The sequence below is a fragment of the Cytobacillus sp. IB215665 genome (assembly GCF_033963835.1).
Taxonomy (GTDB): Bacteria; Bacillota; Bacilli; order Bacillales; family SM2101; genus Nanhaiella.
Map to the genome: position 1 here is coordinate 195754 of NZ_JAXBME010000004.1, position 13395 is coordinate 209148.

Below are 13395 nucleotides of genomic sequence, written 5' to 3' on the forward strand. Positions count from 1 at the left end.
ATGACGATAAAAAGAAAAAATATTAACAAAGGAGCAGCGTTGTTAAGTATTGTTTTCACACTGCTCTTTTTTATGTTGTTGACCCGTTTTGTTTTTATTCAATGGTCAGGTGAAGCAGGCGGTGAAGTATTAGCAATTAAAGCTGAAGAGAAGTATAAGAGGCAAAGAACGATAGAGGCAAGAAGAGGCTCAATCTACGATAGAAATGGTGAAGTAATTGCAGAAGACATCCCTTCTTATACAATTGCGGCTGTGATTGATGAAAGCTTAACAACCGATGAAGACGATCCAAATCATGTAGTTGATCCACGTGATACTGCAGAAAAATTAGCACCGTTAATTGGCATGAATGTACATGAGATGGTAGGGATTTTAGAATTGGATAGGAAGCAAGTTGAGTTTGGACGTTATGGTCGCAATATTAGCCATCAATTGAAAAAAGAGATTGAGGAGCTAAAATTACCTGGTATCACATTTATTAGGGATGAGAAGCGTTATTATCCAAATGGCGTGTTTGCGTCGAGTGTGGTTGGGTATACAGTGAAGGAAGAAATTGAAGACGATACACAAATTCGTAAACAAACAGTGGGTATGTTAGGGCTTGAACAATTTCTAAATGAGTACTTACATGATGAAGATGGGTATATTACGTATGAAGGTGATCAACAAGGCTTTCGACTGCCTAATAAAGAGACTAAGATTGTACCACCGGAAAATGGGAATGATGTATATTTAACGATTGACAGGAAAATTCAAAGTTTTTTGGAAGATGCTATGAACAAAGTGAATGAAGAATATACACCAGAAAAAATTATTGGCGTTATTGCAAACGCAAAAACTGGTGAAATCTTAGCAATGAGTACAAGACCATCGTTTGATCCTAACGTAAGAGATATTGAAAACTATTTAAATGATGCTATTTCCTATCCTTATGAACCTGGTTCAACGATGAAAATATTTACACTTGCTGCCGCAATTGATGGCGGTGTATATGATGGCGAGGAAGACTTTAAATCAGGTTCCTATTCAGTTCCAGGGAGTAAACCGATAAATGATATAAACACTAGCTGGGGTGTTATCGATTTTAATGAAGCGGTTAGACGCTCTTCTAATGTTGGTTTTGCCATTCTTGCATATGAGAAATTAGGTCCTGATAAATTCTACGAATATTTGCAAGCTTTTCATTTTGATCAGCCTACAGGCATTGATTTACCTGGGGAGGTAGCAGGAAGTATTTTGTTTAACTATCCCATTGAACAAGTAACGACAGCCTTTGGTCAAGGAACAACTGTAACTCCTATTCAACTCGTTCAAGCAGCAACTGCTATTACTAATGGTGGTGAAATGTTACAGCCGTATATAATCGATAGAATAGTTGATTCAAGTACGAATGAAGTAATAGAGCAAGGTGAATCAAAAGTTGTAGGGAAGCCTGTTTCTAACAATACTTCTGAAGAAGTATTAGATTTGCTTGAGCAAGTTGTTGTAGGTGAACATGGGACAGGGGCAGCTTATGATATAGATGGCTATCAAGTTGCTGGAAAAACGGGAACCGCTGAAATACCAAACCCAAAAGGTGGGGGGTATTTAGAGGGACACGGGAATTATATTTTTTCCTTCCTCGGTATGGCTCCAAAAGAAGACCCTGAATTAATCATGTACGTCTCGGTGAAGATGCCGAACATAGCACCAGATGAAAAAGGGTCTGCACCAGTCTCAAAAATATTTAATCCTGTTATGGAAAGTAGTTTAAAATACTTAAATATACTTCCTACTGAAGTAGAGGACGAACAAAATAATCTACAAAACACAGCTGTAACGATAAAATCTTATATTGGAAAGTCTGCACAGGAAGCAGTTGATAGTTTACAAAAAAGCGACCTATCCCCAATATTAGTTGGGAATGGGGAAAAAATAATAGCGCAATATCCTAACAGTCAAATTGAAGTGATAGCAAATGAAAAAGTAATTTTAGTAACCGATGGAGAATTATTAATGCCTGATATGAAGGGTTGGTCATTACGGGATGTCTTAAAGGTTGTTGAACTATTAGAATTGCAGCCAAATATAGTAGGAAGTGGTTACGTTACGAAACAAAATATTTTCCCTCATTCCGTAGTTCAAAAAGGTGATTTGCTAATCATCGATCTTCAACAACCCGCGGTAACGGCTGAACTAGAAAATGAATCATCTATGGATGGTGAGGACGCCGATTTAGAACAAGGTGAAGAAGAGGAAACAATTGAAGTGTTAGACTAAATGTGATCTGTTCTAAACAATCATGTACAAGCATATATTTGAACGAGCAATTTTATGGGAGGTTCACTTATATGCGTGTGTCTCAAGTTACAGTAAGAAAAAGGTTAACTTTAACTTTATTAGTAGGTTTACTCATCTTTTTTATTATTGATGTACGGTTAGGGTATGTTCAATTTTTATTAGGCAATGAATTAACTGAGAAGGCAGAAGGCTTATGGAGTCGGGATATAAAATTTGAACCTAAACGTGGCGAAATACTAGATCGAAATGGCGTTCCATTAGCAACAAACATAAGTGCCCCTACTGTTTGGGTTGTCCCTAGACAGATAGAAGATCCTGTTCTCACGGCAACTAAACTAGCCGAAGCATTAGACATGTCAAAAGAAAAAGCATACAAACTTGTCACTGCTGAAGAGGTGAATGTCAGAATTCACCCAGAGGGTAGAAAAATATCTCATGAGAAGGCAAATGAGATTCAGGAGTTAGACCTAGCCGGTGTATATATCGGTGAAGACTCCAAGCGTCATTATCCATTTGGCAGCTATTTATCCCATGTATTAGGGTTTGCTGGCATTGATAATCAAGGTTTAATGGGTCTTGAACTTTATTATGACAAACAGTTAAATGGTGAACAAGGCTCTGTACAATTTTATGCTGATGCGAAAGGGAAACGGATGCCGGATATGGCAGATGATTACAACCCACCAATTGATGGTAATGATTTGAAGCTAACCATTGATACGAGGGTTCAGACGATCATTGAACGTGAATTAGACATTGCTCAAGCTGCTTATAATCCAGATGGGATTATTGCAATTGCTATGGACCCTAACAACGGAGAAATACTTGGTATGGCGTCTAGACCAGATTTTGATCCAGCTAATTTTCAAAATGTTGCCCCAGAAATATACAACAGAAATTTGCCAGTTTGGAGTACGTATGAACCAGGTTCAACCTTTAAAATTATCACTTTAGCAGCTGCTTTACAAGAGGAAGAAGTTAATTTAACTGAAGATCATTTTTATGACTCGGGCTCAATTTCTGTAGCTGGATCTAAGCTTAGGTGTTGGAAAAGTGGAGGTCATGGCAGTCAGTCATTTTTGGAGGTTGTACAAAATTCATGTAACCCAGGCTTTGTAGAGCTGGGTCAAAGGTTAGGCAAAGATAAATTATTTTCTTACATTACTGCATTTGGTTTTGGAGAAAAAACTGGAATAGATTTGGCTGGAGAAGGGACAGGAATTCTGTTTGATTTGGAAAAGGTAGGGCCAGTCGAACTCGCCACAACTGCTTTTGGTCAAGGGGTTTCTGTTACGCCAATTCAACAAGTTGCTGCAGTAGCTGCTGCGGTCAATGGTGGAATATTGTACACACCCTATATCGCGAAGGAATGGATTGATCCAATAACAGGTGATGTGATAAGTCGAAATACTCCTGATGAAAAGCGCCGTGTCATTTCAGAAGAGGTATCAGAACAAGTGCGATACGCTCTAGAAAGTGTTGTAGCGCTAGGGACAGGAAAAGGTGCATATGTTGATGGTTATAGAGTGGGTGGAAAAACAGGAACTGCTCAAAAAGCTGTAGACGGTCGTTATTTAGAGAATAATTATGTTGTATCGTTCATAGGCTTTGCCCCAGCAGATGATCCTCAAATTGTTGTTTATATTGCAGTAGATAACCCAAAAAATACAGTTCAATTCGGCGGAGTGGTAGCTGCTCCTATTGTTGGAAATATAATGGATGATAGTTTAAGGGCTTTAGATGTTAAACAAAGAGATGGACAAATTGAGAAAGAAGCAACTTGGTTAGATGAACCGCAAATTACTGTACCTAATCTTGTAGGATTAACTAAGAAGGATCTTCATACGCAACTCGTAAATTTAAAGATAGACAGTAGCGGAGAAGGTGATGAAGTCATACAACAAGCTCCAGCTGCTGGCGCAAAAGTAAAGCAAGGTTCCACCATTAGAGTGTTTTTTGGTGATACAGACAAAGAACGCGAGTAAAAAAATTTTGATCTATCACTCCATTTTAGTTTATGATTATTGAATATAGAAGTAATCCTCCCCACCTATAAAGGTGGGGTAATTAATCATCAAGTTGTAATGGTTGTTCAAATAAGTGTGATCGAGTTTATGGTGATCTAAGCTACATTAGAAACAAGTATTGATGAAAAAGATAATTCGTTTTATAATTTTTTTTGTGTTTAAATTATATAGTATACATATATACATAACTTTGAATACGATGATAGTCATATCTATATAGATATAATACTGAGAGGAATTGGTTTTATGGACTTACAAACTTTGCAATCATTGTTGTATGATTTTCCAAGGAAGGTTGCGGAAAATCCAACTATTACTTCAATAGAAACTAACTCACGTGACGTAAAGCAAGGAAGTCTGTTTATTTGTATAAAAGGGTATACGGTTGATGGACACGATTTTGCACAAGAAGCGATCAATAAAGGTGCCGTAGCAGTCATTGCTGAAAAACCATTAGATGTGGATGTCCCAGTAGTCGTTGTACAGGATACGACACGTGCAGTATCAGTTATTGCAGATGCTTTCTATGACCAGCCAACTAAACGGTTTAGGCTGATCGGTGTCACGGGGACGAACGGTAAAACAACAACTACCCATATTATTGAGGAAGTTTTCCAACATGCTGGACAAAATACTGGATTAATTGGGACGAATACTATAAAAATTAATAATCAAACTTATGGCGTAAAGAATACAACACCAGAAGCATTAACGCTTCAAAAAACATTTAATGAAATGGTTGATAATCAAGTTGATACTGCAATCATGGAGGTCTCTTCACACGCCCTCGATTTAGGAAGAACTTTTGGGTGTGATTTTGATGTGGCAGTTTTTACGAACTTAACTCAAGATCATTTAGATTATCACGATACAATGGCTGAATATCGCCGTACTAAAGGGTTATTATTTGCTCAGTTAGGTAATAGCTATAATCACAGTAATCCTAAATATGCAATATTAAATGCTGATGATCATGCAAGTGATGAATTTAGAAGAAGCACAGCTGCAACAGTGATTACTTATGGGGTGGAAAATCGAAGTGATTTTATGGCAAAACATATTAAAATGACGCCTTCTGGGACGAAATTTGAATTAATAACCCCTTATGAAACATTTAAAGTATCAATGAAATTAATTGGTCTTTTCAATGCATACAATGTGTTGGCTGCAACAGCAGCTTGTTTTGTTTCTGGAATCTCCCTCTCCTCAATTATTAGTACAATAGAAACTTTAGAAGGAGTAAGTGGTCGTTTTGAAGTGGTTGATGGGGGGCAAGACTACACAGTGATTGTTGATTATGCCCATACACCTGATAGCTTAGAAAATGTGTTAAAGACGATCAATGAATTTGCTAGCTCCGATGTATACGTTGTAGTAGGATGTGGAGGAGATAGAGATCGAACTAAACGTCCGTTAATGGCTATGGTAGCCGAAAAATATAGTAACTTGCCAATATTCACTTCAGATAACCCTCGTTCAGAAGATCCTGAGAAAATCTTAGCGGAGATGGAAGAAGGAGTAAAAGGAAAGGACTATACATCGATCATAGATCGTAAGGAAGCAATTTCTTATGCGATTGGCCATGCAAAGAAAAATGATATTGTTTTAATCGCTGGAAAAGGGCATGAGACATACCAAGAGATTGGCGACCAGAGGCTTGACTTTGATGATCGTGAAATCGTACTCCAACTTATAAAGGAGCGACTATAACTATGCTTCGATACCATCATCTAAAAAAATTATACCCGCATACTAGGGGTGTTGAGGATGATATCCATTTCAAATATGTCGTTACAGATTGTAACATATTAGTGAATAAAGGGTTATATGTACCAATCAATAGTCAATGTAATGATAACAAAGATTTATTCACAGCAATAGAAAATGGAGCAGTTGGATCATTATGGAATGAAGAACGGGAATTACCAAAATATATACCTAATCATTTTCCTGTTTTTATTGTTCATGATTCGTATATAGCCTTAAAGAAATTACTTGTTTTTTATGACAATTTATTGAAATTGGAAGATATAGGAACAACTGATCGAACGGTATTTAAGGGTGATATTCCAATTGAGGAAAATGAGTTGAATATAAAAATATTAAAACTAATGAAAGGGGGGGATAATCTTGCTTGAAAAAGTAGTGCTATTTTCAATATTGATGGCATTTTTAATAAGTGTATTATTATCTCCAGTTTTTATTCCCTTCTTACGTAGACTTAAATTTGGACAGAGCATTCGTGATGAGGGACCCAAATCGCATCAAAAGAAATCTGGTACACCTACGATGGGTGGAATTGTCATTTTGCTATCCATTATACTTACTGTAATTATTATGACATCAAAATATACAGAGGTAACGGTAAATACATATTTGTTACTATTTGTTACATTAGGTTATGGTCTGTTAGGGTTTTTGGATGATTTTATTAAGGTAGTGATGAAAAGAAATCTAGGTTTAACGTCTAAACAAAAATTAGCAGGACAAATTATTATTGCTATAATCTTTTATGTAGTATTAATGCAGAATAATATTTCTACTACAGTTGCTATTCCTGGATTTGATGTTTCTATCGATTTATCTTGGGCATATATTATCCTACTTATTTTTTGGCTAGTAGGTTTTTCAAACGCAGTTAATTTAACTGACGGTTTGGATGGGCTTGTTTCAGGTACAGCTGCAGTAGCCTTTGGAGCGTTTGCTGTATTAGCTTGGAATCAAACGCAATACGATATTGCCATTTTTGCTGTTGCGGTTGTTGGTGCGGTACTTGGCTTTTTAGTGTTTAATGCACATCCAGCTAAAGTTTTTATGGGGGATACTGGTTCGCTTGCCCTCGGAGGGGCTTTAGCAACTGTGGCCATTCTAACAAAGCTTGAGATTATATTACTAATTATTGGTGGAGTTTTTGTCATTGAAACACTTTCTGTCATCATCCAAGTCATATCATTTAAAACAACTGGAAAAAGGGTGTTTAAAATGAGCCCTCTACATCATCATTATGAGTTAGTAGGATGGTCAGAATGGAGAGTTGTCGTTACTTTTTGGACGGTAGGTTTATTATTTGCAATGCTTGGATTATATATTGAGGTGTGGTTGTAATTGAAGAATACTGAACGTTTTCGCGATAAAAAAATACTTGTTTTGGGCTTAGCTAAAAGTGGCTTATCTGCAGCTAAGCTATTAATAGAACTAGGTGCCGAAGTAACAATTAACGATAAAAAGCCTTACGAAGAAGATGAAAGCACGAGAAATTTAATAAATTTAGGTGTGGACATTATTTGTGGAAGTCACCCAGTAGACTTGCTCGAAGAAAATTTTGATTTAATCGTTAAAAATCCAGGGATTCCTTATACAAATCCCATTGTGGTAGAAGCATTAAAAAAAGATATTCCAATCATTACCGAAGTTGAATTAGCTTATTCAATTTCAGAAGCAGAGTTTATTGGTATCACAGGTTCGAACGGGAAAACAACGACAACAACATTAATTTATGACATCATGAAGCAAGCACAGAAGAACCCTCTCATTGCCGGAAATATTGGGACTGTTGCTTCCGATGTTGCACAATTAGCAACAAACGAGCAAATGATAGTAACTGAATTATCCTCCTTCCAATTGCAAGGGGTTGACCAGTTTCGTCCTAAAATATCAGTAATATTAAACATTTTTGATGCACATCTTGATTATCATGGTTCGAAGGAAGCTTATGTTAAAGCGAAAGCAAAAATATTTCAACAGCAAACTCCAAAAGATTTTGTTGTTCTTAATGCTGACGATAATATCCTTGTAGAATTATCTAAAGCAGCTCAAGCTAAGAAAGTATTTTTTTCTACAAAGCAAAATTTAAGAACTGGAGCGTATGTAAACAATCATACGATTTACTTTAATGATGAAGAAATTATTAGTGCTGATGAAATTGTACTTCCAGGTGAACATAGCTTGGAAAATATTTTAGCTGCTGTTGCTGTGTGTAAGCTTCTGAATATAACAAATGATGCAATAGGTGATGTGATTAAAAGATTCTCAGGGGTTAAACACCGCTTACAGTATGTTAAAACATATCATGGTCGTAAATTTTATAATGATTCAAAAGCAACAAATATTTTAGCAACACAAAAGGCACTTAATGCTTTTTCAGAACCAATCATTTTATTAGCAGGTGGACTTGATCGAGGGAATCATTTTAAAGACCTTGTCCCTTATTTACAAAACGTAAAAACACTTGTGACATTTGGCCAAACAGCTGAGTTATTAAAAGAAGCTGGAGTGGAAGCAGGAATAAAAAACATAGTTCGTGTCGATAATGTTGACAAGGCTGTTTCTGTAGCCTATGACAACTCCGATAAAGGCGATATCATCCTATTATCTCCTGCATGTGCAAGTTGGGATCAATATACAACATTTGAGGAAAGAGGAGACATTTTTATAGACGCAGTGCATATGCTTAACTAAGGGCTTGGCCGCTCTTAATTTAGGACGTTGAGGTGTTTCTATTGTCCCCCAAAAAAGCTACTCCGGATTTTATTTTAATTCTTGTAACTTTGTCATTATTAGCAGTAGGTCTAATCATGGTATACAGCGCCAGTGCGATTTGGGCAGAATACAAGTTTAATGACTCATTTTTTTTCGCCAAACGGCAGCTATTATTTGCTGGCATAGGTGTGATAGCGATGTTTTTCCTCATGAGTATTGACTATTGGACATGGCGTTCTTGGGCAAAGGTCATTTTAATTTTCTGCTTTTTGCTACTTATAGTCGTATTAATTCCTGGCATTGGCGTTGAAAGAAATGGGTCACAAAGCTGGATTGGAGTTGGTGCATTTTCAATTCAACCTTCTGAATTCACTAAATTAGCAATGATTGCGTTTCTAGCAAAATTTCTTTCCGAAAATCAGAAGGATATTACTTCTTTCAAAAGAGGCCTTTTACCATCACTGACCTTAGTTTTTAGTGCCTTTGCTTTAATTATGCTTCAGCCTGATTTAGGAACAGGGACTGTTATGTTAGGGACTTGTATCGTTATCATTTATGTAGCTGGAGCTCGGATTAGTCATTTCGTTTGGCTTGGCATGTTAGGAATTGCAGGTTTTGCTGGACTGATTATATCAGCACCTTATCGCATGAATAGAATTACTTCTTTTATTGATCCATGGCAGGACCCACAAGGTACGGGTTTCCAAATCATCCAGTCACTATATGCAATAGGTCCAGGGGGGTTATTTGGCTTAGGCTTAGGACAAAGTCGCCAAAAATTCTTTTATCTGCCTGAACCACAGACGGATTTTATTTTCGCTATTATATCTGAAGAGCTTGGTTTTATTGGAGCGTCATTTGTCATATTGCTTTTCAGTCTCTTATTGTGGCGTGGTATTAGAATAGCGCTTGGTGCACCTGACTTATTTGGTAGCTTCCTTGCGATAGGAATTATCTCCATGATAGCTATACAAGTTATTATTAATATTGGTGTTGTAACTGGTCTAATGCCAGTTACTGGGATTACATTGCCGTTTTTAAGCTACGGTGGCTCTTCATTAACTTTAATGCTAATGGCTATCGGTGTATTACTTAATGTGAGTAAGCATTCAAGGTATTAGTGTATACGTTCGAAGAGTAGCCGTTTAACAATAAATTTTTTTCAAGAGACCCTGTTAATATAACGGGGTTTCTCGTATTTTATTATAGGCTCTTTTCACTTACGTTTGAAACAGATGCTAAAATATGATTTTTATAGTCTTTAGAGAAGAAAAGATGCCACGAGCTTTAGTTAAATTTGTACTTAACTCATTCGAAAACAGCCTTATTATAAAATAGTGTAATAGGGGTCGTTATGTTTCATAAATTAACGAAAACTTGTTGTTTCAGATGGTGTTACGAAAATGTATAATAAAGTATAATAGGCTTTTTATAACAAACTTTGTTGCAGCTGTAATTAAATAAAAGAGCAAGCTGAGTTTGATGTGAGTATCACCTTTTAGAGAAAGGCTCTTTTTGTATTTGTTGCTATTGTTATCAAATTAGTACTATAAAAAATGAATTTATACCGTTAGTCATCGTTGTATAGAAGAAAAGATGCCACGAATTCTAGTTGTGTACGTGTTTATTTCTTAATACGAAAAACAACAATTAATGAGAAAACAGCCAAGAGAAGGGACTAATTGTATTGATCTATATACGAAATTCTATAATATATCCAAATAACATAATCATATCAATCTAGTTTATAAGCTCGTAGTATTATTCAATATAGATATAACCAGTACAGAAGGAGGTTGCCAAGATGGAAAAAATAGCTGCGGAGTTGCTTCATGAAAATGTCGGAAAAGTTCGGTTAAATGAACCGCTTGCTAATCATACAACAATAAAAATTGGGGGCCCAGTAGACTTATTTGTCGAGCCAAAAGACATACCAGCTTTATACAAAACGATGGAAATAGTAAATAAATATGGAGTAACATGGCGAGCAATTGGGCGAGGATCAAATTTATTGGTGTCAGATTTGGGAATCGAAGGAGTAGTAATTAAGCTTGGAGAAGGCCTTGATCATTTGGATATAGATGGTACAAACGTTACTGTTGGAGCGGGTTATTCTATTATAAAACTAGCTACCATCATAAGCAAAAAGGGTCTTTCAGGTTTAGAGTTTGCAGGAGGTATACCAGGTTCAATTGGTGGTGCAGTTTATATGAATGCTGGTGCACACGGATCTGATATTTCGAAAATACTTAAAAGAGCGCGCATACTGTTTGAAGACGGTACGATTGAATGGTTATCATGTGAAGAGTTGGAATTTTCATATCGAACCTCTATTTTGCAAAGCAGGCGCCCGGGAATTTGTGTGGAAGCCCAGTTCACTTTTGAGTCAGGTGACCGTGAACTTATTGTCGCTGAGATGCAAAAAAACAAAGATTACCGACGTGATACGCAACCATTTCATTTCCCTAACTGTGGAAGTGTTTTTAGAAACCCCCTACCAAATTATGCAGGACAACTAATAGAAGTTGCTGGATTAAAAGGGTATGCAATGGGTGGTGCACAAATCTCTGAACAGCATGCTAACTTTATCGTTAACACTGGTAAGGCAAAAGCAGAGGATGTATTGAATTTAATACAACATGTTAAACGAACAATATACGATCTTTACGATATTGAAATGAAGACAGAGGTTGAAATAATAGGAAAAAAGTAGCATGTTTTTTCTCTGATTTCAAGTATATATTGTGATATAATAATTAACAATACAAACTATTGAAAATGTTAAACGGCATATATAACCTATGCCGTTTTGTTTCTCTTTTTCAACCCTGTTGGTAATAACGGTGTGAAAATTTCTCCAAACATATAGCTGTCTTTCGCTTCAATCGTTGTTTTTGGCATAAGAAATTAGCACGCCTACAACTAGAGTTTAATTAGCCTTTTCTTCTTTAATGATGCAATTGTATAAAACCACTATTTACTGTTTTTACATAGTAACATGAGTAATAACATGAAATGAGCTTTAAATATAGATCGGGGTGACTTTTTTTGGGGAAAGAAAAAGTTGTTGTACTTGAAGATCGGGTTCCCAAACTAAAACAGCAACGAAAACAAAAAGTAAATAGAAGGCTTATTTATTATATTCTATTTTTTTTTCTTATGATCATTACAATAGTGTATTTTCAGTCCCCCTTAAGTAAAGTTTCTTCAATATCGGTAAGTGGGAATCACCATGTTTCAACTGAAGAAATCATTGATTTGAGTGGAGTTTCGACCAAAAATAGCTTTTGGAGCGTCAATGAAAACAGCATAACACAGTCCATTTCTGCACATGAAGAAATAGCAGAAGTATCTGTTCAAAAGCAATTCCCAAACAAAGTACTTATATTAGTCACAGAGACAAGGCGGATCGGTTACATGTTAAACGAAAGTCGCTTTTATCCGATTCTAGAAAATGGTAAATCCCTTACTGATGAAAAACAATCCGTTTCATCCCCAGATGCTCCTGTATTTGTAAATTGGTCGAGCAGTGATGATGTTGACATGATGATAGAAGAATTAGTTCAGTTATCTGATGAAGTGAGCAATTCAATTTCAGAAATTCATCATACACCAACACCTTCAGACCCATTGCATATTACCCTTTATATGAATGACGGATTTGAGGTAAGTGGCACAATAACAAATTTCTCTAGAAAAATGGCTTTTTATCCGTCAATTGTAAATCACCTTGATCCTTCAGTGAAGGGGATTATTGACATTGAAGTTGGGAGTTTCTTTTCACCTTACAACCAGCATAAGGAGGAGCAGGAGAGTGAAAATCAGGGGTAAACATGTCATTTTATCCTTTGTTTCTTTAGTTATCGGTTTTCTTATCGCATTTTCTTATCATGTTACCACAAGTAACGATGGGACTCCTCGTATAACGGACAAGCAGTGGGAGAGAGATTTTCGATATCGAGAACAATTGATAGCACTAGAGGAAAAAAACCGAGAATTGTTTAATACAATTAAAGAAAAGCAAGATGAAGTAAGAGAATACGAAGAGGAATTAGCTAAACAGGAAGGCATTTATTTTAATTTAGTTGAAGATGTAGAAAAGTATAGAATGTTTGTTGGAGAAATCGATGTGCAAGGTGAAGGTATTGAAGTTACTTTGTCGGATGCAGAATACGTACCTGATGAAGAGAACGTGAATAATTACATAGTTCATGAAGGGCATGTATTTAAAGTAATAAATGAATTACTCATATCAGGTGCTTCAGCAATTGCGATCAACGGACAAAGAATTTCTCGAAATTCGTACATATTATGTAATGGACCTGTTATTGAAGTTGATGGTAATCAACATGCTGAACCATTTGTCATTACAGCTATTGGAGAAGCAAACACGCTTTATGAATCTCTTTATATTATTGGTGGTATTTACGATCAATTAGTGAGTGATAATATTTTTGTAAATATAGACAAAAAAGAAAACATCATGTTTGAACCCCTTTTAGGGGTAAGTACACAATAGTTGGATTATTAGGCTATTTTTTATCCTTTGTAGTTCATTATATAAAATGATACCAAAACAAGGCAGGCAACAACGATGCGAAAACAGGCA

At 36.1% G+C, this 13395-nt stretch carries 10 protein-coding genes; all 10 read left to right on the forward strand.

Translation table 11 applies throughout. From position 1 onward, the window contains the following. The 10 genes from SLH52_RS07270 (at position 1) to SLH52_RS07315 (ending at position 13305) form a co-directional block, all read left to right on the forward strand. On the forward strand, positions 1-2259 hold the full coding sequence (locus tag SLH52_RS07270) for a penicillin-binding protein (protein ID WP_320208606.1): 2259 nt from the start codon (positions 1-3) through the stop codon (positions 2257-2259). 71 nt (positions 2260-2330) lie between these two features. After that, complete coding sequence (locus SLH52_RS07275) at positions 2331-4265, forward strand: stage V sporulation protein D (RefSeq protein WP_320208607.1); 1935 nt, start codon at positions 2331-2333, stop codon at positions 4263-4265. Positions 4266-4553: 288 nt separating this feature from the next. Then, positions 4554-6017 carry a UDP-N-acetylmuramoyl-L-alanyl-D-glutamate--2,6-diaminopimelate ligase gene (locus tag SLH52_RS07280; RefSeq protein ID WP_320208608.1) on the forward strand — a complete coding sequence of 488 codons (1464 nt, stop codon included), beginning with the start codon at positions 4554-4556 and terminating at the stop codon, positions 6015-6017. Positions 6018-6019: 2 nt separating this feature from the next. After that, a complete protein-coding gene (locus tag SLH52_RS07285; RefSeq protein WP_320208609.1) occupies positions 6020-6445 on the forward strand; it encodes a hypothetical protein in 426 nt (141 codons plus the stop codon). Beyond that, positions 6438-7412: a phospho-N-acetylmuramoyl-pentapeptide-transferase gene (gene mraY, locus SLH52_RS07290; protein WP_320208610.1), complete on the forward strand. Its 975-nt coding sequence runs from the start codon at positions 6438-6440 to the stop codon at positions 7410-7412. Before SLH52_RS07285 ends, mraY begins: the two co-directional genes overlap by 8 nt. Then, positions 7413-8765, forward strand: coding sequence for a UDP-N-acetylmuramoyl-L-alanine--D-glutamate ligase (gene murD / locus SLH52_RS07295; protein ID WP_320208611.1), 1353 nt, complete (start codon positions 7413-7415; stop codon positions 8763-8765). A gap of 41 nt (positions 8766-8806) precedes the next feature. Next, entirely contained in the window at positions 8807-9907 is a 1101-nt protein-coding gene (spoVE, locus tag SLH52_RS07300) for a stage V sporulation protein E (RefSeq protein ID WP_320208612.1), read from the forward strand. A gap of 683 nt (positions 9908-10590) precedes the next feature. Beyond that, complete coding sequence (gene murB / locus SLH52_RS07305; protein WP_320208613.1) at positions 10591-11499, forward strand: UDP-N-acetylmuramate dehydrogenase; 909 nt, start codon at positions 10591-10593, stop codon at positions 11497-11499. Positions 11500-11834: 335 nt separating this feature from the next. After that, the gene (locus tag SLH52_RS07310; RefSeq protein ID WP_320208614.1) at positions 11835-12617 is read left to right on the forward strand and encodes a cell division protein FtsQ/DivIB; all 783 of its coding nucleotides are present in this window, start codon (positions 11835-11837) and stop codon (positions 12615-12617) included. Beyond that, positions 12601-13305: a DUF881 domain-containing protein gene (locus SLH52_RS07315; protein ID WP_320208615.1), complete on the forward strand. Its 705-nt coding sequence runs from the start codon at positions 12601-12603 to the stop codon at positions 13303-13305. The genes SLH52_RS07310 and SLH52_RS07315 overlap by 17 nt, the downstream gene beginning before the upstream one ends. The last annotated feature ends 90 nt before the right edge of the window (positions 13306-13395 follow it).